The sequence below is a fragment of the Polyangium sp. 15x6 genome, assembly GCF_029960785.1.
GTDB lineage: Bacteria > Myxococcota_A > Polyangia > Polyangiales > Polyangiaceae > Polyangium.
Map to the genome: position 1 here is coordinate 232074 of NZ_JASBQE010000003.1, position 26315 is coordinate 258388.

At 70.1% G+C, this 26315-nt stretch carries 24 protein-coding genes; 5 read left to right on the plus strand and 19 right to left on the minus strand.

Going from position 1 to position 26315, the window contains the following annotated elements; genetic code table 11:
- Positions 1 to 78: 78 nt before the first annotated feature.
- From QHF83_RS03880 to QHF83_RS03920, 9 genes are all read right to left on the minus strand, one after another.
- Positions 79 to 717: a hypothetical protein gene (locus tag QHF83_RS03880; RefSeq protein ID WP_282416395.1), complete on the minus strand. Its 639-nt coding sequence runs from the start codon at positions 715 to 717 to the stop codon at positions 79 to 81.
- A 74-nt stretch (positions 718 to 791) separates the two neighbouring features.
- Positions 792 to 2045, minus strand: coding sequence for a metallophosphoesterase (locus QHF83_RS03885; protein WP_282416396.1), 1254 nt, complete (start codon positions 2043 to 2045; stop codon positions 792 to 794).
- Between the two features lie 21 nt (positions 2046 to 2066).
- Positions 2067 to 2780, minus strand: coding sequence for a hypothetical protein (locus tag QHF83_RS03890; protein WP_282416397.1), 714 nt, complete (start codon positions 2778 to 2780; stop codon positions 2067 to 2069).
- Between the two features lie 65 nt (positions 2781 to 2845).
- Complete coding sequence (locus tag QHF83_RS03895) at positions 2846 to 4321, minus strand: NADH:flavin oxidoreductase (RefSeq protein WP_282416398.1); 1476 nt, start codon at positions 4319 to 4321, stop codon at positions 2846 to 2848.
- A 362-nt stretch (positions 4322 to 4683) separates the two neighbouring features.
- Positions 4684 to 5853, minus strand: a complete 1170-nt coding sequence (locus tag QHF83_RS03900) for an acyl-CoA dehydrogenase family protein (RefSeq protein WP_282416399.1) — start codon at positions 5851 to 5853, stop codon at positions 4684 to 4686.
- On the minus strand, positions 5850 to 6704 hold the full coding sequence (locus QHF83_RS03905; protein WP_282416400.1) for an enoyl-CoA hydratase family protein: 855 nt from the start codon (positions 6702 to 6704) through the stop codon (positions 5850 to 5852). Before QHF83_RS03905 ends, QHF83_RS03900 begins: the two co-directional genes overlap by 4 nt.
- Positions 6701 to 7252 carry a MarR family transcriptional regulator gene (locus QHF83_RS03910; RefSeq protein WP_282416401.1) on the minus strand — a complete coding sequence of 184 codons (552 nt, stop codon included), beginning with the start codon at positions 7250 to 7252 and terminating at the stop codon, positions 6701 to 6703. Before QHF83_RS03910 ends, QHF83_RS03905 begins: the two co-directional genes overlap by 4 nt.
- A 26-nt stretch (positions 7253 to 7278) precedes the next feature.
- Positions 7279 to 7698 carry a RidA family protein gene (locus QHF83_RS03915; protein ID WP_282416402.1) on the minus strand — a complete coding sequence of 140 codons (420 nt, stop codon included), beginning with the start codon at positions 7696 to 7698 and terminating at the stop codon, positions 7279 to 7281.
- Positions 7699 to 7743: 45 nt separating this feature from the next.
- Positions 7744 to 8502: an SDR family NAD(P)-dependent oxidoreductase gene (locus tag QHF83_RS03920; protein WP_282416403.1), complete on the minus strand. Its 759-nt coding sequence runs from the start codon at positions 8500 to 8502 to the stop codon at positions 7744 to 7746.
- A 241-nt stretch (positions 8503 to 8743) separates the two neighbouring features.
- Here QHF83_RS03920 and QHF83_RS03925 point away from each other — a divergent pair, with 241 nt between their 5' ends.
- Both QHF83_RS03925 and QHF83_RS03930 read left to right on the plus strand, forming a co-directional pair.
- Positions 8744 to 10780, plus strand: a complete 2037-nt coding sequence (locus tag QHF83_RS03925; protein WP_282416404.1) for a hypothetical protein — start codon at positions 8744 to 8746, stop codon at positions 10778 to 10780.
- Complete coding sequence (locus QHF83_RS03930) at positions 10777 to 11529, plus strand: hypothetical protein (protein ID WP_282416405.1); 753 nt, start codon at positions 10777 to 10779, stop codon at positions 11527 to 11529. The genes QHF83_RS03925 and QHF83_RS03930 overlap by 4 nt, the downstream gene beginning before the upstream one ends.
- Before the next feature lie 134 nt (positions 11530 to 11663).
- On the opposite strand, the gene QHF83_RS03935 is transcribed toward QHF83_RS03930, so the two are convergent.
- Positions 11664 to 12185 (minus strand): tetratricopeptide repeat protein, encoded by a 522-nt coding sequence (locus QHF83_RS03935; RefSeq protein ID WP_282416406.1) that lies wholly within the window; start codon positions 12183 to 12185, stop codon positions 11664 to 11666.
- Between the two features lie 90 nt (positions 12186 to 12275).
- Between QHF83_RS03935 and QHF83_RS03940 the strand changes: the two genes are divergently transcribed.
- From QHF83_RS03940 to QHF83_RS03950, 3 genes are read left to right on the plus strand one after another with little or no spacing between them, the layout of a single operon-like run.
- On the plus strand, positions 12276 to 14294 hold the full coding sequence (locus tag QHF83_RS03940) for a hypothetical protein (RefSeq protein WP_282416407.1): 2019 nt from the start codon (positions 12276 to 12278) through the stop codon (positions 14292 to 14294).
- A 34-nt stretch (positions 14295 to 14328) separates the two neighbouring features.
- A complete protein-coding gene (locus tag QHF83_RS03945) occupies positions 14329 to 15042 on the plus strand; it encodes a hypothetical protein (RefSeq protein WP_282416408.1) in 714 nt (237 codons plus the stop codon).
- Between the two features lie 10 nt (positions 15043 to 15052).
- Positions 15053 to 15643, plus strand: coding sequence for a hypothetical protein (locus tag QHF83_RS03950; protein WP_282416409.1), 591 nt, complete (start codon positions 15053 to 15055; stop codon positions 15641 to 15643).
- Positions 15644 to 15786: 143 nt separating this feature from the next.
- Here the strand turns inward: QHF83_RS03950 and gcvPA are convergent, their stop codons facing one another.
- The 9 genes from gcvPA to QHF83_RS03995 form a co-directional block, all read right to left on the minus strand.
- Complete coding sequence (gene gcvPA, locus QHF83_RS03955) at positions 15787 to 17145, minus strand: aminomethyl-transferring glycine dehydrogenase subunit GcvPA (RefSeq protein ID WP_282416410.1); 1359 nt, start codon at positions 17143 to 17145, stop codon at positions 15787 to 15789.
- Between the two features lie 35 nt (positions 17146 to 17180).
- The gene (gene gcvH / locus QHF83_RS03960; protein WP_282416411.1) at positions 17181 to 17585 is read right to left on the minus strand and encodes a glycine cleavage system protein GcvH; all 405 of its coding nucleotides are present in this window, start codon (positions 17583 to 17585) and stop codon (positions 17181 to 17183) included.
- 44 nt (positions 17586 to 17629) lie between these two features.
- Positions 17630 to 18745, minus strand: a complete 1116-nt coding sequence (gene gcvT, locus QHF83_RS03965; protein ID WP_282416412.1) for a glycine cleavage system aminomethyltransferase GcvT — start codon at positions 18743 to 18745, stop codon at positions 17630 to 17632.
- Between the two features lie 126 nt (positions 18746 to 18871).
- Positions 18872 to 19390 (minus strand): hypothetical protein, encoded by a 519-nt coding sequence (locus QHF83_RS03970; protein WP_282416413.1) that lies wholly within the window; start codon positions 19388 to 19390, stop codon positions 18872 to 18874.
- Positions 19387 to 23031: a PilC/PilY family type IV pilus protein gene (locus tag QHF83_RS03975; RefSeq protein WP_282416414.1), complete on the minus strand. Its 3645-nt coding sequence runs from the start codon at positions 23029 to 23031 to the stop codon at positions 19387 to 19389. Before QHF83_RS03975 ends, QHF83_RS03970 begins: the two co-directional genes overlap by 4 nt.
- A 10-nt stretch (positions 23032 to 23041) precedes the next feature.
- The gene (locus tag QHF83_RS03980) at positions 23042 to 23698 is read right to left on the minus strand and encodes a hypothetical protein (protein ID WP_282416415.1); all 657 of its coding nucleotides are present in this window, start codon (positions 23696 to 23698) and stop codon (positions 23042 to 23044) included.
- On the minus strand, positions 23695 to 24960 hold the full coding sequence (locus tag QHF83_RS03985; protein WP_282416416.1) for a prepilin-type N-terminal cleavage/methylation domain-containing protein: 1266 nt from the start codon (positions 24958 to 24960) through the stop codon (positions 23695 to 23697). Before QHF83_RS03985 ends, QHF83_RS03980 begins: the two co-directional genes overlap by 4 nt.
- Entirely contained in the window at positions 24960 to 25571 is a 612-nt protein-coding gene (locus QHF83_RS03990; RefSeq protein ID WP_282416417.1) for a prepilin-type N-terminal cleavage/methylation domain-containing protein, read from the minus strand. The genes QHF83_RS03985 and QHF83_RS03990 overlap by 1 nt, the downstream gene beginning before the upstream one ends.
- Positions 25568 to 26194: a type II secretion system protein gene (locus QHF83_RS03995; RefSeq protein WP_282416418.1), complete on the minus strand. Its 627-nt coding sequence runs from the start codon at positions 26192 to 26194 to the stop codon at positions 25568 to 25570. Before QHF83_RS03995 ends, QHF83_RS03990 begins: the two co-directional genes overlap by 4 nt.
- Between the last annotated feature and the right edge of the window lie 121 nt (positions 26195 to 26315).

Here is a 26315-nt window from a genome sequence, read left to right on the forward strand (position 1 = left end):
TACGAGCCCTGCGCGCGGAAGGGAATGGTCCCGTGGAAAGGAGCGGGCCGTGCCCTCGCCCCCTCGGGCGCCGCACCGTCAAAAAACGAGCGCGATCGCCAGGGCTTCCTCGATGTTGTGGATCGGCTGCTTGTTCACGAAGACCGGCGCGTACGTGGCGCTGACCTTGGCGACGAAGAGCGGCGCGATCCACCATTCGAGCTTGGCCGTCGCCTCGGGCGCGAGGGGAAAGCCGAGCGCCTCCTCGGTGCCGGCGTCCGGGGTCGTCTGGAAGTCCGCGTCGACGAGCTTTTGGCTCGCGGAGAAGCGGCCGATGCGCACGGCGGCGCCGAACACGAGGGCGATGGGCCAATCGAGCTCGCGCAGGCGGAAGTTGATGCCCGGCGCGACCGAGAGCTGCGCGAAGTCGGGCGCGCCGGCGTTCGGGTCGATGGCGGTCTGGAAGCGCGCGACGACCGGGATCGAGAAATGCGGGCCGAGGTGCAGCTCGAGCGCGGCGCGGGGGTAGATGCCCGGAACGAACCCGCCTTGCCCGACGACCTGGTAGACGCCGGCGCCGGCCTCGATGTGGAAGCCGATGCCGGCCAGGCCGTACTTCGGCTTGAGCCGCCTCGGATCTTCATCGTCGTCGGCGCGGGCCGCGCTCGAAACGAGCAGCAGGGCGGCGCAAGAGAGCGAGAGGAGGCCGGCTTTTCCCAGGCAAACGCCGCGTCGCATGGAGATTTTGTATCGAGGAGGGCTTCTCGGCGTCAAGGAGCGTTTGCCGAGACGAGCACGTTTGGGGCGATGCGTCAGGGCCCTTCGAGGGTGAAGGTATCCCAGACGGCGCCCTTGTCGTCAATCACCTGGCCGGAGAGCGTCGTGCCCGTTGCGTCGAGGACGACGGCGTGGCGGACGGTGCCCGAGGCGGCGCGCATCGCGCAGATGGGGCGGTCGACGTTCTCGTCCACGTCCGCGAGCGAGGCGCCGCCGCCGCCCGTCGTGATCCACGTGATGTCGGGGAAAGCGAATCGCTCGTAGCCGTGCATGTGCGCCTGGATCACGAGCTTCACCCCGTGCTGCACGAAGAGCGGCTCGAGCTCGGCGCGCGTCGCGGGATCGTCGGATTTGTCCCCGCACGTGACGATCGGCTTGTGGAGAAAGACCACGGAGAATCGATACCCGGGCTTCGACGCCGCGTCGGCGAGGGATTGCGCGAGCCATGCTCCCTGCTCGGAGGCGAGGCCGAGGGGTTGTTCCGTGTCGAGGGAGAAGAACCACACGCCGCCCGATTCGAATCGGTAATGGTCCCCCGCGCCGTCGAACCCGGCGCCGCCGAAGAAGCGTCGATAATAGGCCTCGTATTCCTCGGGGACCTCGAGCTCGTGATTGCCGAGGGCCGGGAAAAACGCGCCCTGCGCGAGCAAGGGGCGCATGGCGGGGAACCAGGACGCGTAGGTCTCGAGGCCGGACTCGTAATATTGAATGTCGCCGCCGTGCAGCGTGAAATCGGGGTTCATCGGCAGGACCTTGTCGAGCACCTTCAAGGTGAGACGATTGAGGCCCGGGTTCGTGTCGCCGATGGCGAGGAAGCGCAGATCCGCGCCGTCGGGTTTGGCGGCGCAGACGCGGCCTTTCGCCGCGGGATCGGCGGCGAGGTGGTATTCGACGCAGGCGCCGGGCGTGAGGTTGGAGAGGACGGCCTCGTGCGTCCAGTAGGTGCCGGCCTCGTCGTGCGGCGCGCTCGGATCGAGGGGCGCCGTGCGTGTCGTGGGGACCTCGTACGTCGTGACGGTCGAGGTCGCTTCGCGCGCCTCGCCGCCCTCGGGCGTGAAGACGACCCCGCCCGCGACGCCCTGCCGGCACGCTTCCCAGCGGACGACGGCGGAGGTGCGATCGACGCGGAGCGACCACGGCCCCTTGCTGACGCCGGTGCCCGGACAGCGGTCGTCCGTGGGCGGGGGCGGAGGGGGCTCGGCGGGGGAGGGATCGCTGCAACCTGCCGCGAGAGAAGCGGCGATTCCGAGGGCGGCGAGGAGGCGAGGGGAAAGGGCGGGCGTCGGCATGCGCCCGCAGTGTACTCCCGCTCAGGGCGTCGAGGTGAACTTGCCGGTGCGAACTTGTTGGAGGACGAACGAGCTTTCGCTGTCGAAGGCGGAGTCGGGGGTGCCGCGGCGCGAGCGGGTCATCGTGACGGTGACGTCGCACGTGGGCGGGGGCTGGTCCGCCGAACCCGTGGCCTGGAGGGTATTGGCCTGGATCGTGTGCGTGCCGCTGTCGCCCGGGACGTCGATGGTCTCGAGGAACGTGCAGGGGCTGTTCAGCTCCAGGCGCACGTCGTCGTTCGAGCCCGAGGGGGTCCAGGTGATGTTGAGAGCGGCCGCGCGCGAGACGGCGGAAGCGCCGATCGTGAGGGCGAAGGGCGCGGGCAGGGTGCCGCGGCTCGAGGACGCGTTGTCGCCGTCCGCGCGCTGGAGGTCGACGAGGAACTCGGTGCCTTCGACGGCGGTGTTGAACTCGGCCTCGTAGACGCCGGTCTCCTGGGTCTGCATCTCGACGCGCTTGTCACCCGCCGAGGCGAAGATGCGGTCGCCGCCCGAGAGATCGACGTAGGTGTTGCTCTCGTCGCCGCCCACCTTGAGCGTGGCGATGAGCCGGGTCTCCTGGTCGGATTCGGCGGTGGCGGAGAGGATGGCCGCGATGCCGGCGGTCTTGACGTTCTGCGAGTCGACCGTCTCCTTGCAGCCCGAGAGGACGCCGAGGCCGACGAGGGCGAATGCGGTGAGATAGCGTGTATGCATGGAAAGCCACTCTTTCTTCAAGGGCGCCCGCGCGGCGGGGCGCTGTTCCGGTAAGAATACACGAATCACCGATCCCAGCGGAGGGCGACGAGCCTGCGGTTTCCCTCGACGCTGCGCGGCGCGCCTGGATCGTCGAGATCCTGACGATCCCAGAGCTGGCAGGTGACCTGGCGGTGGCGCTGATCGAGCGCCTCGCAGTAATTCGAGTAGATGCAGCGCCGCACTTCGGCGCCGCGGCCTTCGCGGTGCTTCCGGAACCAGTCGGGATCGGCGAGGGACTGGCGCGCCGCGGCAATGAGATCGGCCTCGCCGCGGGCGAGGATCGATTCGGCCTGGACGAACGTGCCAATGCCGCCGGCGGCGACGGTGGGCGTTTCGAGGCCCTCGGCGCGGAGGGCGGCGCGAATGCGGGCCTGCTTTTCGACGTGTCGCGCGAAGGGGCCGCGCGCGTCGGAGAGGGCGGTGGGCATGCACTCGTAGCCGCTCGGCCCGGTGTAGGGATAGGCGGCCTCGCCGACCTTGGGTTGCTTCGAATCCTCGAATTTGCCGCCCGTGGAGAGGGAAAGAAAGTCCATGCCGGCCCGAGCGAAGAGCAGAGCGTAATGGATGGCGTCGTCGATGCGGCTGCCGCCTTCGATGATCTCGTCGCAGAGGAAGCGGCATCCGACGGTATACGAGCGGCCGACGGCCTCGCGCACGGCGGCATGGACCTCGAGCGGCAGGCGGGCGCGCGCGTCACGCGAGCCGCCATAACCGTCCTTTCGATCGTTCCGGGCGGAGAGGAACGAGGCCATCGTGTAGGCGTGCGCGTAATGCAGCTCGACGCCGTCGAACCCGGCGTCCTTCGCGCGTTTCGCGGCGTCGGCGAAGAGCGAAGGCAGGACGCGGGGGAGGTCGCGAATGTGGGGATCGTGGACGTCGGTGACGCGCTCGCGCGCCCCGAAGCGGAGCGCCTCGAGCTCGCGGGGTTCGAGGATCCGATCGAGCACCTCGTCGCTCGCGGTCCGCAAAAACTCGCGGATGCTCGCGTCGGGGGCCTCGGCCCACCAGGCGTCGCCGGTCTCGCGCTCCAGGTTCTTGCGGTGCCCCGGGGTGAGGGCGAGGTGCGTCTCGAGGAATTTTTCGTGCGGCGGGCGCCTGCGAATGCGCAGGAAATCGATGATCTGGAGGAAGAGGCGCGTGCGGCCGCCGCTCGTCTCGCGGACGCGGCGCGTGAGCTCGGCGAGCCCGGGGACGAACCGATCGTGCCCGATGCGCAGGAGCGGCCCGCTCGGGACGTCGCGGATCCCGGTCGCCTCGACGACGAGCACGCCCGGCTGTCCTTCGGCGAAGCGGCCGTACCAATCGAGCACGTCCTTCGTGACGAAGCCCTCCTCCGTCGCGCGCCACGGGACCATGGCGGGCACCCAGGTGCGATCGGCGAGCGTGAGGCCGGAGGCGAGGGTGAGCGGCGAGAAGAGGCGCGAGCGAGCGGCCTCCTCGGCCGTGGGAGGCCGGTCCTCGGGGAGGGGATGGCGGATGCGCTCCTTTGGCTTCCACATGGCGGGACGGGGGAGGGAGACACGGAGCAAGGGGCGCGGCAAGACGCAAGGCAAGCCGGTCGGCGGCGCCGGGCATGTCGACGAAGTCATCGAGGCAGGTCGACGATCTCGTCGGGTAGGTCACTGACCTCGTCGTCCGGGTCGACGAAGTCGTTGGGCGGACCGGCGATCTCGTCGTCCGGGTCGATGAAGTCGTCGTCGGGGTCGACGAAGTCGTCGAGGCAGGTCGACGAAGTCGTCGAGGCAGGTCGACGATCACGTCGTCCGGGTCGATGACTTCGTCGGGCAGGTCACTGACCTCGTCGTCCGGGTCGACGAAGTCGTCGAGGCAGGTCGACGATCACGTCGGTCGGGACGACGACTCAGCCGAGGAGCGCCTTCGCGATCACGAGCTTCTGGATCTCCGTCGTCCCCTCGTAGATGCGCAGCGGCCGGATTTCCCGATAGAGCTTCTCCACCTCGCTCCCTTCGAGCACGCCGATCCCGCCGTGGAGCTGCACCGCCTTGTCGATGATGCGCTGCGCCGCCTCCGTCGCGTACATCTTGCCCATCGCGGCCAGGCTCGTGACGCGCTCGCCCGTGGTGTCGCGTCGATGCGCGGCGCGCGCCACGAGGAGGCGCGCCGCGTCGAGCTCCGTCGCCATCTCCGCGAGGTACGCCTGCACGAGCTGCCGATCCGCGAGCGGCGCGCCGAACTGGCGCCTCCGCTTCACGTGATCGAGCGTCGCCGTGAGCGCCCGCGCGGCCATCCCGTTCGCCGCCGCGCCGACCGAGATGCGGAACGCGTCGAGCGTCTCCATCGCGATGCGGAAGCCCGCGCCCACGTGCCCGAGCACGTGCTCGTTCGGCACACGGCAGCCTTCGAGGCGCAGGCGGCCGATCGGATGCGGCACGCTCATCGGCAGCGGCTCGAGCGTCAGGCCCGGCGTGTCCTTGGGCACGTAGAACGCCGTGATCCCCTTGCGGCCGAGCGAGGGATCGGCGTTCGCGAAGACCACGTGATGGGAGGCGATCGGCACGTTCGAGATGAGCGTCTTTTCCCCGTCGAGCACCCAGCTCTCACCGTCCTTGCGCGCGACCGTGCGCAAGGACGCGACGTCGCTGCCCGCCTCGGGCTCGGTGAGCGCGAAGGCCCCGAGGCGACGGCCCCGGACGACGTCGGGCACGACCTCGGCGATGAGGTCCTGCGAGCCGCCGAGGAGGATCGGGTAGGTGCCGAGGCCCTGCACCGCGAAGATCGAGTCGGCCTGCGCGGAGACCTGGCCGAGCGCCTCGCGCACGAGGACGAGCGCGCGCACGTCGATGTACGCGAGGTCGACGGGGCGGCCCGTCGTGGCGCCGCCGTAGGCCTCGGGGACGAGGTGCGCGTAAAGGCCGAGGGGATCGCCGAGGAGGCGCGCGATCTCGACCGGATCCTCGGTCGTCGCGAGCACGTCGAGGTGCTCGCCCTGGAGGCGCGTCGCGAGCTCGTGGTGGCGCTGCTCGAAGAAGGGCGCGAGGTCCGGGACCGAGAGCGTGAAGCGCGGGCTCATGTCTCGCTCCCTGCGTCGGCCTTCGGCGCGGCCGGCGGCGGATCGCAGATCTCGGCGCCGAGGAAGCGGGCCGGGCGCTTCGTCTTGTTCGCCTCGTAGGCCTCGCGGAAATCGGGGTGCGCCATGCAGAGCGCCTGCGCCTGCGCCTCGGCCTCGATCGCGGCGGCGAGGGTCAAGCCGTGCTCGCTCTCGAGCATCTGCTTCGTCATGCGATGCGCGAAGGTCGGGCCCTTCGCGAGGCGCTCGGCCCAGCCGCGGGACGTCGCGAGGACGTCGGCGTCGGGCACGACGCGGTTCGCGAGTCCGATGCGGTGGGCTTCCTCGGCGCCGATCAGGTCCCCGAAGAACAGGAGCTCCGCGGCCCTGCCGCGGCCGACGATGCGGGGCAGGAGGAACGAGGCGCCCATGTCCGCGCCCGAGAGCCCGACGCGCGGGAAGATGAAGCCGATGCGCGCGCTCTCCGCGAAGATGCGCAGATCGCAGGCCGCGGCGATGACCGCGCCCGCGCCCACGGCGACGCCGTTCACCGCCGCGATCACGGGGCGGCGCAGCTCCGCGATGCTCTGGATGAGGGCGCCCGTGACGCGCGTGAACTCGACGAGGCCCGTGATGTCGCGGGCGAAGAGCTCGGCGATGATGCCTTCGACGTCGCCGCCCGAGCAGAAGCCGCGGCCCTTGCCGGTGATCACGACGGCGCGCGCGTCGTCGGCCTTCTCCAGCGAGCGGAAGGTCTGGGCGAGCTCGCCGTACACCTCGAAGGTGAGCGCGTTCAGGCGCTCGGGCCGGTTCAGGGTGATCTGGGCGATGCCGCGGGATATTTCGAGGTCAAAGGTCTTCGGCGAGAGGGTCACGTATCTTCCTCGGATTTTGCGCGGGCGCGGCGCCTGCCCGTGCCGCGCTCGGGGGTGCGGCGTGCCTCGCCGCGCGGGCCGCGGACGGCCGAGAGCTCGGGTCCACGGATGGTTTGTCGTACCTTGTCGAGCATCCGCACGAGGCTCGACATCTCGTTACCGCTGAGCGAGGAGAAGAGCTTGGAGACGCGCGCGGCGTGGCGGCGCTCGGCGCGCTGGAAAGCGAGCTGGCCCTTCGGGGTGAGGTGCACGCGCCAGGCGCGCCGATCGTTCGGATCGGCCCGGCGCTCGACGAGCCCGTCACGCGCGGCGCGATCGACGAGGCCGGTGATGTTGCCCGCCGTGACCAGCATCGAGCGCGAGAGCGACGCCAGGGTCTGCCCGTCCTCGCGCACCAGGTTCGAGAGCAGATCGAAGCGCGGCAAGGTCATCTCGTGCTCGAGGTCGTCGCGGATCGCGGCGAGCGCGGCCTTCTGCACGGCGAGGATGCGCACCCACGCGCGCACGGCGGGGTTCTGCTCGCCCTTGCCCGCAGGCTGCGCGCTCACGGGCCTGCGGGTCGGCGCGCCTCGCCTCACGCTTTCGCCTGAGCTCCAGGAAGCACGGCCACGGCCTCGATCTCGACCTTGGCGCGTGGCTCGACGAGGCCCGCGACCCCGAGCAACGCCATCGCGGGGAAGTGCTTGCCGAGCCGCGTGCGCCACGCCTGCCCGATCGCCTTGAGCGACCCGCGGTAGGCGTCGAGATCCGTCACGTACACGGTCATCTTGGCGAGATCCGTGGGGCTCCCGCCGGCGGCGCGCACGACGGCGATCACGTTGTCGAGCGCCTGCGCGAACTGCTCGGCGAGGTCGTCGGTCTCGAACTCGCATCGCGCGTTCCAGCCGACCTGGCCGGCCACGAAGAGCGTGGGTCCCGAGACCAGGGCGCCGTTCGAGTATCCCTTCGGGGGCAAGTAGCCCTCCGGGTTCACGAAGGTGAGCTTGTCGTTCATGGCCTTCTCCATTCACCGCTTGGGGCTTCGGGTCGCCTTCGGCTCCTATTTCATGACCTGGCCGCCGTCGATGGGGATGGCCTGGCCGTGCACGCTGCGGGCCTCGGGCGCGCAGAGCATGGCGACGACGTGGGCGATCTCCTCGGGCTCGGCGAAGCGCTGCTGCGGCGACATGTTCGCGAGGACCTTGTGCGCGGCCTCGGCGCTGCGACCGGTCTTCTGCGCGATCCGCGAGGTCGCCTCTTCGCCCATGCGTGTCCGCGTCCATCCCGGGCACACCGCGTTGACCGTGACGGGTGACTTCGCGATCTCCACGGCGAGCGCGCGCGTCATGCCGACCATCGCGTGCTTCGAGGCGCAGTAGGCCACGCTGTATCCATATCCCACGAGGCCCGCGTTCGAGGCGACGTTGATCACGCGGCCGAAGCCACGCTCGATCATGCCGGGGACGAACGCGCGGCAGAGCGCGAAGGCGCTCGTGACATTCACCTCGAGAAGATCGTCCCAGATCTCGTCCGTCGTGCGGTCGAAGGGCACGGACTCCGCGAAGCCTGCGTTGTTCACGAGCACGTCGACGGGGCCCACGGCGTGGACGGCCTCGATCGCGGCCTTCACGCTCGCGCGATCGTTCGCGTCCATGCGCACGGCGACGCCGCCGATCTCGCTCGCGACCTCGTCGATCTCGGGCTGGGTGCGGCCCGTGACGAGGACGCGCGCGCCCTCGCGGGCGAGCCGCTCGGCGATGGCCCGGCCGATCCCGCGACCACCTCCCGTGACCAGGGCATTTTTTCCGGCGAGGTACATGACGCACGTATAAAAGATTCACATCTAAAGAACAACGCAGCCGAGCGAGCATGGGCGGAGGAGGACCGGAAAGGACGAAAAGGAGGGTCCTCGGGTCGTCGTCTCCGCGCGGAGCGGACGGCGCGTGTGGGAATCGAACGACCGGGGCGCCGCGGCGTCGGAGATTGCGTGGTCGGGCGACAAGAAAAGCAGGCGCACCCGGCCTATCGCGGGGGGCTACGGTCATGCATACTTTTCCGTCATGCGCGACCTTCGGAGCTTCTCTTTTGCGCTCGTATCGTCGTCGATCCTGCTCGGCGTCGCCGGATGTGGTCCCCTGCCGGCCGCGTCGCCCGAGGCCGCCTCGATCTGGGTGGCCCCGTCGTCGCCCACCGCGCTCGCGGAAGCGGCCTTTTTCGATCATCCGTGGCCGAGTGATCTGCGCCTCGAAGACGGCATCGTGTCCCTCGAAGGGTTCCCGAACCCGCGCGGGGTACCGATCCTCGCCCAGTACATCTCGCTCATGGATCGCAAGCTCGACGGCTTCTCGCCGGCGGCCACGGGCTACCTGCGCTTCGATGGTCCGCTCGATCCGAGCTCGCTCCCGCAGAACCCGGCCCTCGCGCTCGACGCGGGCGCGTCGGTGCAGCTGCTCGACATCGATCCCGCGTCGCCCGAGCGCGGCACGCGCAGGCTCGTCTCGCTGAAGTTCCGCGCGGAGGGGGGCGTGTATTACCCGACGAACACGCTCGCGTTCATGCCGACGCTGGGGTTTCCCCTGCAGCCGCACACGCGGTATGCGCTCGTCGTGACCGACGCCGTGCGCGGGGTCGAGGGGGGCACGATCGCGAAGAGCGACGAGCTCGCGCAGGCGCTCGGCGAGCAGGACCCCGCGAGCGAGGCGGCTCGGGTCGCGAAGGAGGAGCTCGCGCCGGCCGTGGCGGAGATCGAGAAGGCCGGGATCGAGCGCGCGCGCATCGTGCACCTCGCGGTCTTCCGGACGAACGATCCGACGGAGGAGCTCTTCGCGGCGCGGGATCACCTGCGCGCGAACGTGCCCGCGCCCGTCGCGAACCCGACCGCGTGGATCATCGGCGGTACGTGGGACACGCGCACCGAATATCTCGGCGTCTACGGGCCTTCGCCGAACTATCAGGAGGGCGAGCTCCCCTTCGAGACGCCGAGCGACGGTGGCGCCTTCAAGTACGAGAACGGCGCGCCCGCGGTCGTCGATACCTTCGATCTGCGCTTCTCGCTCACCGTGCCGAACTCGCCCGCGTGCCCGATGCCGCCGAACGGCTTCCCGATCGTGCTTTATGCGCACGGCACGGGCGGCGATTTCCGTAGCTACGTGTACGACGGCACGGCGCGTAGCCTGGCCGAGCAATGCATCGCCTCGATGGGGGTCGATCAGATCTTCCACGGTCGCAGGCCGGGCGCGCCCAAGGACGGCGATCCGTCGCGGATCTCGCTGCTCTTCTTCAACGTGAACAACGTCCTGTCGGCCCGGACGAACAGCCGGCAGTCGGCGCTCGACGAGGTGCAGCGCGCGCGGCTCTTCACGGAGTCGAAGATGGAGGTGCCCGCGAAGTTCTCCGTGACGGGTCAGCCGATCCGCTTCGACGGCACGCGCCTCACGTACTTCGGCCACTCGCAGGGCGGGCTGAACGGGCCGCTCTTCCTCGCCTCGGACGATCAGGCGCGCGGCGGCGTGCTCTCGGGCTCGTCGGCGGTCATGGCCATCACGCTGCTGGAGAAGACGAGCCCGTCGCCGAGCATCGCGCACCTCGTGAAGACGGTGTTCTTGAACCTGAACAGCGAGGAGGAGGCGGAGCTCGATCTCTTCCACCCAGCGCTCTCGCTCGCGCAGATGCTCGTGGACACGACGGACCCGCTGCATTACGCGCAGCGTGTGGTCCTCTCGCCGCGTGACGGGATGGCGCCGAAGAGCATCTACATGACCGAAGGCGTGAACTCCGACGGCTCGGGTGACAGCTACTCGCCGACGCGTGGGATCGAGATGCACGCGATCGCGATGGGCCTGCCGCTCGTCCAGCCGTCGCAATGGCCGATCCCGGAGCTCGCGTGGGGCGGGCCGGGCACGGTGGAGATCCCGGCGTCGGGCCTCGCGGGCAACCTCGCCGGCGGCAAGGCGACGGGCGTGCTCGCGCAATGGGCGGTGCCAGAGGACTCGGATGGTCACTTCGTGGTCTTCCGCGTGGCCGAGGCCCGATCGCAGGCTTCGATGTTCCTCCGCAGCCTGAGCGACGATCCGAAGGGGCAGGTCTCGAATCCGTGATCCACGACGAAACGAGCGAGCGCGCGGCGCGGATCTGCGCCGCAGAGGCGGTCACGAAGCGACGCCCGCCGGCGCGAGGGGCGTGGGATCTCGAGGGCGATCCGCCCGAGGATCTCGCGGCAATCTGGGCGCAAGCAGGCGGGCTCGAGCTCGGCGACGGCACGCGCCTGCTCGGCCCCGAGGAAGTTGGTCCCGCAACGAAATGGCTGACGGAGGAGAAGTCGCTCGGCTGGGACGGCGATCTCTTCGTGGTCGGCGAGCGCGACGATCTCGTGATCGTGCGGGATCTCGATCGCGCGGGCCTACGCGCGGGCGGCGGCGTGCTGGAGGCGCCTTCGGACGGGCTCGAGGCGTTCCAGCGGGTCGCGTGGGACGTGCTCGGGTATCTGGAGGCGCGTCTCGGGTTCGAGCCCGCGCCGCGGCAGACGCCGGAGATCGAGGCGCAGAAGGCGGCTTCGCAGAAGGACGCCGCGGTGCTCACGAGGGTGCTGGCCGAGCCGTTTTACCCAGGCAGCGAGGCCATGGCCGCGCACGCAGCGCTCGTGCTCGGCGAGATCCTGGCGGCCGCAGGGGACGACGTCGCGGCGATGCGCGCATTCGTGCGGAGCGTGTCGTTCCGCGTGCAAGGCGCGCGTCGCGGGGCCGAGGCCCTGGAGCGCGCCGCGGGCTTCCGCGCAGCCGCGCGCGTGGCGGAGTCGGTGGGCGCGAAGGCCCTCGCCGAAGCGTGCCTCACGCGCGTCGACGTTTGAGAGGGTGCTCGATAGCGTAGCGCCGGGGTTTCACCCCGGACCCGACGAGGGGCTGTCCGCCCCTCGACCCGGACCAGGGCCAGCCCTGGACCTTTGGTGCATCGACCGCGGTGCGGTCGATGCAATCGATTTTCTCAGTCGAACTCGACCGGCTCGTTCTCGCCGACGATCCCCAGCATGCCGAGGATCTGCTCGACCTCGAGACGCGCTTCGAGCTCGGGGTTCGACTTGAGGAACCCTTCGAGCTGCTTCTTCGCGGCCTTGCGGTTGCCCTTCGCGGCGTAGGCGAGGCCAGCGGCCTGCATCGCCTCGCCATCGCCGGGGAACCTGCGCAGGGCTTCGTTCGCCTGCGACAGGGCGCCGTCGAGGTCGCCGAGCTGGCGCAAGAGGTGCGAGAGCGCGACGCGCGCGCCGAGGTAGTTCGGGGCGAGGCGGAGCGCCGCGCGGTAAGCTTCACGCGCGGTCTCGCGCTCCCCCGTCTCGAAGAGGGCGGCGCCGAGGAAATGGAACGCGTAGGGGTTCCTCGGATCGGCCTTGATGACGTTTCGCAGGGCGACGAGCGCCTCGACGAAGCGCCCGTCGTTCATGAGCTCGGTCGCCTCTTCGACCGCGTCCCATCGGGCGGCGTCTTCTGCATCCACGGTCTGCGTTGCCATGCGCGAAGCATACGCGCGGAAAGCGCGGCGCGCCGTAGGGCGAGCGATCAGCGCTTCCGGCACCTCGTTTTTCGTGGTTAGTCCCGCTCGATGCTCGAAAGGCCCCGCGAGCCCGCGCTGTTCTCGGTCTTCGCGGCGATCGTCGTGATCGCGGTGGGCCTCGCGTTCTGGCTGCCCGGGTTCGCGCGGACGGACGGGGTGTTCCCGGTCCCGCTCGACGACGTCTACATCCACTACGGATTCGCGCGGTCGGCGGCGCTCGGCCACCCGTTCGCGTGGCTGCCGGAGAACGGCTACTCCTCGGGCGGGACGAGCCTCACGTATCCGCTCGTGCTCGCGCCTGCGTGGGCGCTCGGCTTGCGAGGCGCGCAGCTCTCGTACTTCGCGGCCGCGATCACGTGCGTCTGCTTGTGGGATCTGTGCCGCTCGGTGCGAGCGTTGCTCGAAGGGACGCCGCGATTCGCGGCCTACATCGCGGCGCCCCTGCTCCTCGCCGTGCCGCTCGTCGACTGGAGCCTGTACTCGGGCATGGAGACCGCGCTCTTCGCGGGGATCCTCGGCCGTCTGCTCGTCGCGGCGCGGCGCGCGACGACGGCGTCGCCGCACGAGCGTCCCTCCGCGCAGCTCCGCGCCGGGCTCTGGGGCGCGCTCCTCGTGGCCACGCGGCCCGAGTCCGCGGCGCTCGTCGGGCCGCTCGGCGTGGCCGTGGTGTACGGCGCGCGTTCGCTCGGAACGGTGCCCTCGCTCCTCCGCGCGCTCGGACCGATGGGGGTTTTCCTGGCCGCGCAGGCCGCGGCGAACCTCGTGTTCACCGGGGAAATGAGCCAGGCGGGCGCGGTCCGCAAGCTCGTCGGGACGAACCCGTACCTCACGCCGATCGAGGCGGCCGTGGAGGTGATCAAGAACCTCGCCGTGCTGCAGGCGCAGGCATTCGACGTGGCGCTCGGGGGCCCGTCGGTCTCGTTCGTGGTGCCGCTCCTCGCGCTCGTCGCGGTCTTCGCGCGGCGCACGCGTCTCCTCGCGGCGCCGCTTCTCGCGGGCGCGATCGGCATGCTCCTGCTCGTGTCGTTGAACACGACGGCGCGGTACCAGAACTTCCGGTACGCCGTGCCTTCGCTCCTGTTCCTGCTCGTCGTGGCGGCGCTCGGAGCCGCGGAGCTGATGCGACGGGGGCGCGTGCTTCGCGCGCTCGGGATCGGGCTCGCGCTCGTCGCCGCGCTCGCGCCCGCGCGGCTCTTCCCGCGGCAGATCGATCATTTCGCCCGCGCTTCCGGCAACATCGAGCATCAGCAAGCCGAGGTCGCTCGTCGTCTCGCCGCGCTCTCGCCGCGTCCTCGGCGGGTCCTCGTCGGGGACGCGGGGGCGATCCCGTACCTCTCGGGTATTTCGGCGCTCGATGGCCTCGGCCTCGGCGGTTATCACGACCTGCCGTTCGCCCGCGCCTCGGTGCACGGGATCCCCGCGATCGTCGAGCTCATCGAGCGGATGCCGGCGAGCGAGCGGCCCGACGTGATGGCGATCTACCCGGGCTGGTTCCCCGATCTCGCGCGATCGTTTGGACAGCAAATGTTCTCCGTGCGGATCGAGGACAACGTGATCTGCGCCGCGCCGGAGAAGGTCGTGTACGCGGCCGACTGGTCCACGCTCGCGGCGAGCGGCGAGACGCGGGCGGGTTCGGTCTTCGAGGTCGATGTCGCGGATCTCGTGGACGAACGGGCACACGGATACACGTTCCCGCGGCCGCAGGCCGGGTGGGTGATCGGCGCGACGTTGCAAGATGCGGCCGGGCGCGCGCGGTTCGACGCGGGCCGCATCGTTCCGCAGGGGCAAAGCGAGTCGTTTCGCGTCGCGCCGCACGTCGAGCGAGGTCCCGCGACGCTCGTGCTCCGGACCGATGGCGGCGGACCGATCACGCTCGTGATCGAGCACGTCGTGCGCGGGGAGCCCCTCGGGGGAGGCTCGCAAACCGTGGAGATCCCGGCGCGGGACGAGGCGACGTGGTTCGAGGCGCGTGTCCCGCTTTCCTCCGTCGGCGGTCGTGATTCCGTGACGATCACGGCGAAGCAAAACGCATGGCGGAGCTTCCACGCGTGGCTCGTACGACCTTGAAGATCACGGGCGCCGTCCGTGGCATCCTCGCGGCATGGCGGATCGTCCCTTCTGGGCCCGCGCGCTCGTGAACGCGGGCCGAGAGGCCCTCGCGTTCGGGCGGCAGGCATGGCTCCTGCGGCACGATCTCGAGGGAGCCGCGCCGCCTGCCGAGGTGCAGGACGGCGACGACGTCGTGGTGCTCCTCCACGGCCTCTTCGCGACGGCCGGCGGGCTCCGTCCCATGCGCCGCGCGATCACGCGTCACAAGGGCGTGCACGCCGCGGCGATGACGTATCCGCCGGGCCCGGGCGTCGAGGAGCTCGCCGAACGGCTCGCGGCGCTCACCGCGGAGCTGCCCGGCGCGGCGCGCCTGCATCTCGTGGGGCACAGCCTCGGCGGCGTCGTTTCGCGGTTTTACGCGCAGGAGGCGGGGGACGCGCGGGTCGTGCAGACGATCTCGATGGCGAGCCCGTTCGCGGGCGTCGTCGGGGCGAGCGCGCTCGGGTTCGGCGCGGCGCGTGATCTCGCGCCGGACAGCGCGGTCCTGCGCAGGATCCGCCTCGCCGCATCGGCCACGGCGAACGTCCCGCATCTCTCGATCATCGCAAGGGCGGACGCCGTCCTGCGTTCGCCCGTGTCACACGCCCTGCCCGGCGGCGAGGTGATCGTGATGGAAGGCCAAGGGCACAACACGGTGCTCTTCGACGAGGAGGTCGCGCGGATCGTCGAGCGGCGGATCCTCACCCGCCGCAGAAAAACGTGCTAGGTGCGGGTTCGTGCGTCGCAACGTGAAAGCTTCGTGGATCGGAGTCGCGCTCGCCCTCGGGGCCATGCTCGCGCCGGACGTCGCGCGGGCCGACGCGTCGGCGTGGGCGTTCGCGGGGGCAGGGGCGCTCGCGTGGAAAGAGGGGACGGCGGCGCTCGCGCCGCGCGCGGCCTTCAACATCGATTACGGCGTGGGCACGACGCCGGACGGATCCTTCATCGTCGGCGGTCTCGCGCGGCTCACGCCCGTGGTCGACGAGGGCCTCGACCTGTCCTTGCTCGCGCGCTTCGCCACGCACGGCTTTCAGGCGGGCAAAGTGGGCGTCGCGGTCGACGTGGGCGGCTACCAGAGGCTCTGGGGGACGTACTCGCGCGGCGTGGCCGGGGGCCTCACGCTCGGCTTGCCGCTCGGCTTCTCGATCGGCGTGCAGGGGCTCTACGGGACGGGCGACGCGCTCGCGTTCGGCGCGTTCGCCGGCATCGATTTCCTGCGCCTGACGATCTACCGGCAGTCGATGCTCGACGCGTGGCCGAACCCGTACCCGGCGCATCAAACGCCGGCGGCGACGGCCTCGTTCGGGCCGTCGCCACGGTTCTTCTAGGTCGGAGAAAGCAGAGCTCCGGATCGCTTGCATCGACCGCATCGCGGTCGATGCACCAGTGGTCCAGGGCTGGCCCTGGTCCGGGTCGAGGGGCGGACAGCCCCTCGTCGGGTCCGGGGTGAAACCCCGGCGCGGCGCCTCCGTTAGATCGCCGCGAGAGCCTCGACCAGCCGGTCGAGGTCCGCGCGCGTGTGGCGCTCGGTCACGGCGATGAGCAGCTCGCCCTTCCGATCGGCGCTGACGCGGCCGAGGTCGAAGCCGGGGATGATGTCCCGCGCGGCGAGCGCGTCGCAGACCTTCTTCGCGTCGCCGCCGCGCACGCGCACGACGAACTCGTTGAAGGTCGGAGCGCGGTACGGCAGCGCGTAGCCTTCGAGGCCCGCGATCGCCTGCTTCAGGTACTCGGCCTTGGCGAGGCACTGACGCGCGGCCTCCACGAAACCCTTCTTGCCGAGCATGCACATCTTGATGGTCATCGCGGTCGCGCAGAGGCCGCTGTTCGTGCAGATGTTGCTCGTGGCCCGCTCGCGGCGGATGTGCTGCTCGCGCGTGGCCAGCGTGAGCACGTAGCCGCGGTTGCCCGCTTTATCGACGGTCTCGCCGACGATGCGGCCGGGGATCTGCTGGAGGTATTTGCGGTCGTCGCGGCACGCGAAGAGCCCGACGCCGGGGCCGCCGAACTGCGGCGGGAGGCCGAGCGGCTGGCCCTCGCCCACGGCGATGTCTGCGCCGAGCGCGCCGGGCGACTCGAGGAGCGCGAGCGCATACGGATCTTGCGTCGCCGTGATCACGAGCGCGCCCTTGTCGTGCGCGGCCTGGGCCACCTTCCGGAGATCGCAGACCGAGCCGTAGAAGTTCGGATACCCGACGACGACACACGCGGTCTCGGGCGTGATCGCGGCCGCGAGCGCGTCCACGTCCGCGGCGCCGTTCGCGGCGAGAGGCACCGTCGTGAGCGAGGCCTTGCCCGTTCCGAGGCTACGCACGTGCGTCTCGATCGTCTCCAGGTACTCGGGGTGGATGCCCGCGGAGATGACCGTGTGCTCGCGCCCGACGAGCCTGCGCGCCATGAGCACGGCCTCGGCGGTCGCGCTCGCGCCGTCGTACATCGACGCGTTCGCGAGCGGCAGGCCGAAGATCTCGCTGACGATCGTCTGGAACTCGAAGATGACCTGCAGCGTGCCCTGCGCGACCTCGGGCTGGTACGGCGTGTACGCCGTGTAGAACTCGCTGCGCAGGATGAGCTGATCGGCGGCGGGCGGGAAATGATGCTCGTACGCGCCGGCGCCGAGGAACGAGAGCATGCCGGCCGCGCGGTTCTTGCGGGCGAGCTCTTCGAGGTGGCGCATGAGCGACGGCTCGTCGACCGGCGCGGGCAGGTCGAGCGGGCGATCGTAGCGGGCGCGTGCGGGGATCGATTCGTAGAGCGCCTCGAGCGACGGCAGGCCGACGGCCTCCAGCATCGAAGCGATCTCCTCGGGCGTATGAGGGAGGTATCGCATGGGTGTGGAGAGAGATGAGGAGGCCGCGGCCCGTCTCAGTGGCCGGCGGTCTTCTTCAGCAGCTCAGTATAGGCAGTGACGTCGAGCAGGCCATCAAGCTCGCTCCGATCGGAAGGCTCCACGGCGATCATCCAGGCGCGGTCGTAACAGTCATCGTTTACCAGCTCCGGCCTGGTCTCCAGGGCTGTGTTGACCTCGACGACCTTCCCGCTCAACGGTGCGAAGAGGTCGCTCAGCGTCTTGACGCTCTCGATCGTCCCGAAGGCCTTGCCCCGGGTGATCGTCTCGCCGGGCTTCACGTCGAGGTTCACGAGCGTGATGTCACCGAGCTGATCTATGGCGTAGGCCGTGATGCCCACGCGCACGACGTTGCCATCCTCCTTCGCCCACTCGTGATCATTGGTGTACCGACGATCTGAACGAACATCATCGCTGCTCATACGAAGCCCTCTCTCCTGTCCCCTGCTACGACGACACGCTTTCGTTACGACGAACGCTTGTAAAACGGAGTCTTCGCCACGACGGCGCTCACCGAGCGGCCGCGGCAGTCGACCTCGAACGACGTGCCCACCTCGGCGAGCGACGTGGGTAGGTAGCCGAGGCCGATGTTCTTGCCGACCGTGGGGCCGGGGCTGCCGCTCGTGCACACGCCGACCTTGATCCCCACCTTGTCGAGGAGCGGGTAGCCGTGTCGCGCGATGCCGCGACCGGTCATCTCGAAGCCGACGAGCTTGCGCGTCAGGCCCGCCGCCTTGATGCGCTCGAGCGCCGTGCGACCCACGAAGTCGCCCTTGCCGAGCTTGACGACCCAGCCGAGGCCGGCTTCGAGCGGGTTCGTCGTCTCGTCGATCTCGTTGCCGTACAGCGAGAGGCGCGCTTCGAGGCGGAGCGTGTCGCGCGCGCCGAGGCCGGCCGGCTCGAGGCCGAGCGGCCCGCCGAGCTTCACGAGGGCGCGCCAGAGCTGCGCCGCGCCGTCCGTGGGACAGAAGATCTCGACGCCGTCCTCGCCCGTGTAACCCGTGCGCGCCACCGTGCACGGGACGTTCGCCAGCGCGGCGTCGCGGAAGTGGAAGGCCGGCAGCTCCGCGAGCGCAGGGCCGTCGCCGCCCGCCCGCGCGAGCAGCTCGAGGGCCTTCGGGCCCTGCAGCGCGATGAGCGCCGTGCGATCGGAGGCGTCGTCGAAGTCGCAGTGGTTCGCCGCGGCGGCCCGGAAATGCGCAGCCATCTTGTCGCGGTTCGAGGCGTTGCAGACGATGAGCCATTTGGTCTGCGACACGCGGTAGACGATGAGGTCGTCGAGGATCGTGCCCGCGTCGTTGCACGCGACGGTATAGAGCGCCTGCCCGTCCATGAGGCGCTTCGCGTCGTTCGTGATGAGGTAGTTGACCACGTCCGCCGCGTAGTCGCCCCAAAGGACGAGCTCGCCCATGTGGCAGACGTCGAAGATCCCCACGGCCGTGCGCACCGCGCGGTGCTCCTCCGTGACGCCCTTGTACTGCACGGGCATTTCCCAGCCCGCGAACGGCACGAGGCGGCCGCCGAGCGCGACGTGCTCGTCGTAAAGAGGGGTCCTGCGAAGCGGTACCTGGGGCTGATCCATGGTCGACACCCCGCGCGATGTAGTCCGATTCGGGGTCAAAGTCGATGGTCGTCCGGTACGGTCCAGCACGGACGCACGATCGCAGCTTGCACGCTCGATGACGCGCCGCGCATCGGGCCGGAGAGCCTATTCGAGCTTGGTGGGATCGAGGGGTTGTCCCTGCGGCGTGAGGCCGAGCTCGCGCCACCGCTGCTCCTCGGTCAGGCCGTCCTTCGCGGGGGGGCGGGTCACGTCGCGCACGACGAGCTCGGTGTGATCGTCCCGCGTGAGGACCTCGATGCCGAGGACACGCGCGGGCGCGGGCGCGGACTTCGCGGTCGCGCCGTGGAAGATCGTCTTCGGCGGGACCGACTCGACGCGCTCGACGACGACGCGCTCTTTCACGTAGGTCGCGACGTCCTCGGCGCGCAGGCTGCCCCGCGCGAAGAAGGCGTCGGGGAATTGCGCGGTGACCGTCATGGCGCGAGGTAGTTTGAGCCCAAACGCATCGACCGTACCCTCGGCGAGCTCGCCGGGGGCGAGCTGATCGGGGCGCGGGGCCGGGGCCGCCGAGGGAGCGCCGGTGGGCGCGCGGCGTTCGTCCGTCCCGCGGCAAGCCGCGAGCAGCACGAGCGCCGCGGCGGCGCAGAGGAGCGCGCGTTTCACTCGAGGACGAGGCCCCACGAGTCGATCCTCACCGAGGTGCGCGGCGGCGGCAGGCGCTTGGTCACGGTGTTCGTCTTCGAGTTCTCGCTCGACGTGCCGCCCTGGCCGGTCTGGAAGACGAGCTGGAACTCGCCCGCGGTCGAGTTGCTCACGGTCGACATCGTTCCGAACGCCGGGTCGCTGAAGTTCTCCTGCGCGTAACAGCTCGGCGTCTGCGTGACGGCCACGCCGAACACGACCGTGCCGGGCGGCTGGTTCTCGAAGAAGCTCAACGTCTGCGGCGCGTTCACCGGATCCTGCACGTACCGCGGGCAAGGCCAGTCCGTCGGCGGCGTGGGACCGTTGGCACTGCAAGCATTCTTCCGGTAGTAGTCGACGCCCCACACGGCGCCGTAGCCGTCGGCGCACGCGTTGCCTTGCGGGCCGGTCGGCGTGAACGTCGAGAAGTAGGCGATGCCGTTGAAGAGCGAGATCGGGCCGGTCACGCGGACGCCGTTCTCGAAGGGGATCACCCAGTTGCTCTTCGTGACGAACGCGCCCGAGCCGGTGAGCTCCTCGCGGATCGACCAGGCGCGCGTCTGCACGCCTGCGCTCGACGTGAACGTCTCCTGATCACCGGTCGAGAGGAGCACGACGGGGTTGCCGATCGGATCGACCGTGACGATCGGCGGCGTCTCGATGGGCTGGCGCGTCGCGGCCGTGTCGTTGCCGAACGAGTACGCGTCCCACGCGAGATCGACGGTCCACTTGTCGGGCTTCGGCGACGTGAGGTCGATGCGGTAGAGCGTGCCGTCCGCGTCGCCGACGTAGATGCGATCGGAGACCTGGCCAGGCTGCGCGGGATAGGGGACGGGGATGCCGGTGACGGGCGAGTCGAAGGAGTCTTCCTTCACCTTCGTCGAGGGCAACGCAGGGCCGTCGTCGGCCTTGCCGCGGAAGTTCATGAGGAGCTCGCCCGTGTCGAGGCGGACGATCGAGAGCGAGCGCGCCGCGCCCACCCTGCCGTTCGCGTCGTGCCAGCACCGCACCACGTCGCCGCTGACCTTGGGCTGGTACGCGTCGGACGACGAGACCTTCGTCGCCGACTTGAGGCGCGGGCAGCTCCCGTTCGTGAGCGTCGTCGTGCCGCCCGAGAGGATCGCGACGGCGACCTCCTTCACGTCGTTGTTGCCGTCGTCGACGGCGATCGTGGCGATCGCAGGCTTGATCGTGGTGGCCCCGAAGAGCGGCTCGCCGTTCGTGTTCGTCGAGAGCTGCCAGAGGAACTTCGGCTCCGTCGGCTTCGTCACGTCGAGCGCGTAATAAAAACTGCCGCCAGGGCCGCCGGCCGCGACGAGCACGCTCCGCCACTGCGAGCCGGCCGCGCCGGCCTGCGCCTGCGCGCGCGTGCGCTGGAAGATCACGTCCTTCACGACGGGGCTTCCATCGAGCAGGAACGCCTGCCGACCGTATGTGGGCAAAAGACCGGGGAGCACGTGCGGCGGGAGGAACGACCAGAGCTCGTTGTTCTCCAGCGTGTCGACGCGCTGCGTGTCGGCCGGGTCGTTCGACGCGACCTTGAAGGCGTGGAGCTGGCCGTCGGTCGTGGCCGCGAAGAGCACGAGCGGGCGCTTCTTGATCACGGGATCGGCGGCGAACGCGGCGTACGACTCGTCGCGGAGGTACTCGTTCGGCGCGCCCATCGTGATGGGTGAGGCGTGGTAGATGCTGCCGAAGCTGTTGCCGTACCGCGACTGCGGCACGCCGGGCATGCCGACCTCCCAGCGGATCACCGTGTCGGCGCAGCTGCCCGCGCTCGCGCCCGAGCCGGCGATCACCTTGCACGCGTCGGGCACGGGGCTCGACGGGATGTCGAGCGCGGGCGGCGTCGCCGCGAGCGTCGACGCGAACGAAGCGCCGTCGAGCAGCCCCGTGCTCGCGCCGCCGTAGAGGCCGAGGCCGTCGTCCGTGGTGACGTCCGGGCGCAGCGAGCGTCGCGAGTGGATCTGCCCGTTCGCCTGCGGGCCGACGTGCGTGAAGAACTTGCGGCCGGGCGTGTTCGTGTTGAGGTTCGCCTCGAAGTCGTCGCCCTTGGCGGGCTCGATCGACGCGAGCACGGGCTTGAGGACGCCGGCCTGGTTCTCGCAGACGTACCGCTTGCGCTCGAGGTTGCCGGTCCAGAGCGAGCCGACGGGCGCGTCGAAGGACGTGACGAACTGGTAGCCGGCGGCCTGGGCGTTGCCCTGGCTCGTCGTGGCGCCGGCCGTGGAGAAGACGGGGATCGTGCGGCTCGTCGAGCCGGCCGAGACGACGGCGAGGACCTGATCGAGCGCGGTCTTGAGCGAAGGCAGGTCGTTCGCGAAGAACGCGCTCTTCGTGCCGCCCTCGTACGCGATGCGCGAGAGCGTGCAGCACGCCTTGAGCGTGCCCGTCGCGTTCGAGCAGAGGCCGCCGGGGCTCACGATGTCGTTCTGCGTGAGCGCGCTGCAGTCGGTGCCGCCCGCCTGCGACAAACCGAAGCCGATGGCGAAGGTCTTGATCGGGTTCGACAGCGTCGCGAGCTGGTGCGCGATCTCGTGCGGCCGCGCGTAGGGGCACTTGCCGTTGCCGGTCGCGCACGACTCGCGCAGGTCGAGGTTCGGCTCGCCGTCCGAGAGCAGGATGATGAACTGGTTGCGGCACTGGCCTGCGAAGTACGGATCGTTCTTCGGGCCGAAGGGTTTGCCCGTGGCCGGATCGTCCGAGCCGTCGTTGATCAGGTAGTCGCGCGCGTCGGCGAGGATGCCCGCGATCGGGGTCGCGCCGTAGGGCCGCATCGCGAGGAGCGAGGCCTGGATGCGATCGTTCGTCTGTTGCACCTCGGCGATGGGCGCGTCGTGCACGCCGAAGCCGATGAGGCGGCCTTCCCACGGCGGCGCGGCGGGGTTTCGCGCGCCGACCTCGAACGGCTGGTTCGCGCAGTTCGGGGGGTTGCCGTCCGCGGGCGAACCGCCGGAGCTCCAGTTCGGGTAGTAGCTCCACATGCCCTTCGTGCCGTCGTTCGGCGTGGGCACGGAGCCGCTCGCGCCGGTGCCGGGATCGGGCAGCGTGTCGAACGTCATCAGGCCGAAACGGACGCGATCGCGGTACGTGTCGAGCAAGCCGTCGTTCGCCTGCTGGAAGCCCGGCGACGCGCAGGCCTGACTCGTGTTGTTCCACGCGTGCGTCTTCAGCGCGTTCGCGGGCCAGTCCCACCAGGCCGGGCCCATCGAGCCCGGGCCGTAGGCGCAGCCGTTCGACAGGATGCGGTGGAAGGGCAGGTAGTACTTGGCGTCGTAGGGCTCGGGGCCGTTTGGCAGGGTGAACTCGTTGAGGAACGAGGTCGACGATCGATCCTGCGCGAAGCACGAGAAGTTCTGGATCGTCCCCGTCAGCACCGTGACCAGCGTGGCCCAGCGGTTCAGCGGCGTGGCCGTGCCGGGGATACACGTCGCGCCGGCCTCCTCGGGGCGCTTGCCGTTCGCCATGTTCTCCATCGACCCCGAGGTGTCGATGACGAGCAGCACGTTCGGCAGCGGCGGGTTGATGTCGAGCTGCGCCTCGGCGATCGGCGCGAAGGACGCGATCGAGAGCAACGTTGCGGCGGCGATGGGAGAGGAGAGGACGCGGGTCAGGGTTCGCATAAGTCCTCCGTCAAGGTCCGGAGATCGGTCCGACGACGAGCTCGGCGCGGAAGGTGGTGCTCGAGAGGGTGCTCGCGACTCCGCCGGGCGGCTCGAGCCGGATGCGGCCCGTTCCATGGAGCATGACGCTCATGAAGTGGACGTTCGCCGCGCCCGCGGAGGTGTAGTCGAAGCCCGCGATGGGGCGATCGATGCGGTAGAGATCGTTCATCTCGACGAGCAGATCGGCCGTCGCGTTGTCGATGCGGCCGAGCGTGCCGTGCTGCCCGGTCTGCGCGTCGTACGGCTGGAAGAGCGCGAAGCCGAGCTCCTTCTCGAGGTACGTCCGGCCGAACCGCGTGCAGTTCTGGTAGTACGGGTCGCCCGACATGCCGAGGCACTCGGTGGAGTTTTGCCGCGCGAGAAAGTCGATCTGCGCGCCGAGGTCGCGCGAGAGCTTCGCGGTGACGGCGTTCATCGCGCTCTCGCCGAAGTAACGGCTCTGCGTGGTGACGCGCGAGATGCCGCTCGTGCTCGTGGCGATGGTGCTCGCCTGCGCGGCGAAGAGCCCGATGCCCGTGAGCATCCCGATGACGAGCACGACCACGAAGACCGTGGCCCCGCGCTCGCCACGGCGCGCGCGACGGCGCGCGATCGCGCTCGGGCTCTTGCGGACGAGCTCGCTCACGACCCACCTCCCCGCGTGTTCACGAGCGCGAACTCGCGCTCGAGCGTGCGGACGCGCGCGAAACGATCCGCGCCCTTCGCGCTCCCCACGAGGAAGCGGAACGGGCGACCCGCGGGCGCCGGGATCTGCGTGGGGCGATCGGGCGCGCGGGAACGCGTGGAGAGACGAACCTGCACCGAGCGCACGGCCTCGGGCCGGCTGCCTTGCACGTCGGGCGGGCCCGCGATCGCGTAGACCTGCGCGTTCGGCACGGGATCGGTGATCGGGAAGCGCTCGAGGACCGGAGCATCCGGCTGCGAGGTGACGGTGAGCGCGGTGATGCCGAAGCGCAGCGCGACCGCGTACTCGGTGACGAGCTCCAGCGTGCCGGGGATCTCGCTGTCGTCGGGCGCGAGCTCGACGCGCACGAGCTCGGTGCGATCGACGTCGCCAGTGACGGGGTTCAGCGGCTGCACGTAATCGGCGAAGCTCGCGTCGGCCACGACGGACCGGAGCTCGTAACGGACGCGCGAGATCACGTGCACGGGAAAACCGCTTCCGAAGCCCTTGATCCCGCACGAGGGGCCCACGCCCTGCGAGGTCTGGATCGGCACGAGGGGCGTGTTCTCGATCGTGACCTGAATCGAGGTGATCGGCGTGCCCGTCGCGGCGAACCCCTGGATGCGGCCGTAGTAGTCGTGCGTCGGGCCCTCGATGTGCAGGATGCGGCCGACGCGGAAGAGCTCGGCGAGCCTCGATGCGACGTTGCCGTTCTGCGTGAGCGCCGTGAGGCGGCGGATCGCGCGGCTCTGCGGCTGGAGCACGATCGTCGTGGTGCTCGCGCCGGGCAGCGTCGTGCTCATGACGAAGTTCTCGCCGGAGTCGAGGTCGCCCGCGATCGTGATGCGCTCGTTGCGCAGGTCGTTGCCCGCGTTCTGCGGCAGATCGGGGCGGGTCTCGATGACCACGGGCGCGAGCCTGCGCATGCCGGCCGGCCAGTCGACGAGGTTCGGCTGGGCGCAGAGGCGACGATCCGTGAAGGGGTTTCGCGTGGTGTTGCGGCCGGCGTGCTCGAGGTCCGTGCCCAGGCGGCCGAGGCCCGTCGCCACGGCGACCTGCGCGTACGAGATGCGCGCTTCCTCCTGGAAGATGCGCACCGCGTTCTTCGAGAGGAGCACGGCCGCGGCGGCGACGAGCGCGCCCGCGGTGATCGCGACGAGCAGCTCGACGAGCGTGAAGCCGCGCCGATCACCATCGCGGAGGATGCGGTTCTTCGCGCGCATCAGTTCGAGGCCTCCTCCTGGCCGACCACGGTGGAGAGGTAATAGAAGCCGTACCGCGCGTCGTTTTCCTCGATGCTCGCCGGCGCGGTCGTGCGGCACTCCGTGATCGGCGCGAGGTCGCGGCGCCAGATCACGCGCACGAGCGCGCGGACCGCGATCGGGTGCGTCGCGCCGACCAGCGAGAGAGGCTTCTGCACGGCGCGCGCCATCTGCAGGTGCGTGCAGAAGACGCCGTTCGTCGTGGTGTCGGCGACGGTCACGTCGGCGCCGTGGATGTCGGCCACGGGCGAGCTCCAGCCGGGGACCTCGGGCGCGAGGATCCATTGCGCCGGGCCGGGCGGATTCACGGGATCGTACGTACCCGAACCGACGAGCCAGCGCGTCTCGCCGATGTCCGAGATGCCGAGCGGATCGTTCCACTGGAGCGCGTCGGCCTTGAGGCGCTCGGCCCACGTGGACGCCACCTGCCGCGCGCCGTCGCCGATCCGCGCGTTCGAGTTGCCGATCAGCGCGACCTTCTGCAGCGCGAGCACGCCCGTCGCGCCGACCGCGAGGATCGCGAGGGCCATCATCACCTCGATGACCGTGTAGCCACGCCGAGCCCGCTTCATTGGATCACCCTCGGCAGGCCGAACGACGGCACGAGCACGCGGCGAACCCGGCCGTTCGCGAGGTTCGTCACGGACAGCTTCGCCGCGCCGACCATCGGCACGAATGCGCCGTCGTTGTACCGGACGAACGCAGTGCGGCGCGCGAAGCAGACGTCGGCGATGTCCTGGGTCGAGTTGTCGGGGGCGAGGAAGCCGACGTTGACGAGGGTCTTCTTGTCGGTCGAGGCGAACCGATAGGTTTGTCGCTCGAGGGCGGGGTCGGCCCAGTTGATCGTGTTGCAGCCGCGCGGCGAAATCAGCGTCGGCGTGGGCGTGTCGAGCGCGGCGCGCACGGTCTCGACCTGCACGGCGCCGCTCGGCTTGCGGAAGCTCACGAGGAACGTGGCGCGCTCGGACGACTCGACGTAGCCGCGGCGGTAGAGCTCCGCGAGCTGCATCGTGAGCCGACTCAGGCCGATGTCGCGCATGATCCGGATGAACGCAGGCGACGCGACCGCGGCGAGCAGCGCGATCATGAAGATGACCACGAGGATCTCGGTCAGCGTGAAGCCACGCGCCCGATCCGCCGCACCTGCGGTCCGCGTCCTGGGAAGCCGGCGAGAAAGGAAACGAGCCACCAACATGATTGGTAGCAAGCCTCGTGCCTCGAAGAAAAAGTTTTCGGGGAAGCGGAACGGGCCGAGAGCAAGGCCGAATGCGAGGTGCGGCGCGGGACGAGCCGCTAAGGATTGCGACGCTCTGCAA

Bases quoted from the DNA above. Each gene is read 5' to 3' on its own strand.
- QHF83_RS03900 (WP_282416399.1), bottom strand. From the start codon at position 5,853: ATGAGCCCGCGCTTCACGCTCTCGGTCCCGGACCTCGCGCCCTTCTTC.
- QHF83_RS03895 (WP_282416398.1), bottom strand. From the start codon at position 4,321: ATGTGGAAGCCAAAGGAGCGCATCCGCCATCCCCTCCCCGAGGACCGG.
- gcvT (WP_282416412.1), bottom strand. From the start codon at position 18,745: ATGGATCAGCCCCAGGTACCGCTTCGCAGGACCCCTCTTTACGACGAG.
- QHF83_RS03940 (WP_282416407.1), top strand. From the start codon at position 12,276: ATGCTCGAAAGGCCCCGCGAGCCCGCGCTGTTCTCGGTCTTCGCGGCG.
- QHF83_RS03920 (WP_282416403.1), bottom strand. From the start codon at position 8,502: ATGTACCTCGCCGGAAAAAATGCCCTGGTCACGGGAGGTGGTCGCGGG.
- gcvH (WP_282416411.1), bottom strand. From the start codon at position 17,585: ATGAGCAGCGATGATGTTCGTTCAGATCGTCGGTACACCAATGATCAC.
- QHF83_RS03945 (WP_282416408.1), top strand. From the start codon at position 14,329: ATGGCGGATCGTCCCTTCTGGGCCCGCGCGCTCGTGAACGCGGGCCGA.
- QHF83_RS03890 (WP_282416397.1), bottom strand. From the start codon at position 2,780: ATGCATACACGCTATCTCACCGCATTCGCCCTCGTCGGCCTCGGCGTC.
- QHF83_RS03995 (WP_282416418.1), bottom strand. From the start codon at position 26,194: ATGTTGGTGGCTCGTTTCCTTTCTCGCCGGCTTCCCAGGACGCGGACC.
- QHF83_RS03925 (WP_282416404.1), top strand. From the start codon at position 8,744: ATGCGCGACCTTCGGAGCTTCTCTTTTGCGCTCGTATCGTCGTCGATC.
- QHF83_RS03985 (WP_282416416.1), bottom strand. From the start codon at position 24,960: ATGCGCGCGAAGAACCGCATCCTCCGCGATGGTGATCGGCGCGGCTTC.
- gcvPA (WP_282416410.1), bottom strand. From the start codon at position 17,145: ATGCGATACCTCCCTCATACGCCCGAGGAGATCGCTTCGATGCTGGAG.
- QHF83_RS03915 (WP_282416402.1), bottom strand. From the start codon at position 7,698: ATGAACGACAAGCTCACCTTCGTGAACCCGGAGGGCTACTTGCCCCCG.
- QHF83_RS03990 (WP_282416417.1), bottom strand. From the start codon at position 25,571: ATGAAGCGGGCTCGGCGTGGCTACACGGTCATCGAGGTGATGATGGCC.
- QHF83_RS03935 (WP_282416406.1), bottom strand. From the start codon at position 12,185: ATGGCAACGCAGACCGTGGATGCAGAAGACGCCGCCCGATGGGACGCG.
- QHF83_RS03880 (WP_282416395.1), bottom strand. From the start codon at position 717: ATGCGACGCGGCGTTTGCCTGGGAAAAGCCGGCCTCCTCTCGCTCTCT.
- QHF83_RS03885 (WP_282416396.1), bottom strand. From the start codon at position 2,045: ATGCCGACGCCCGCCCTTTCCCCTCGCCTCCTCGCCGCCCTCGGAATC.
- QHF83_RS03975 (WP_282416414.1), bottom strand. From the start codon at position 23,031: ATGCGAACCCTGACCCGCGTCCTCTCCTCTCCCATCGCCGCCGCAACG.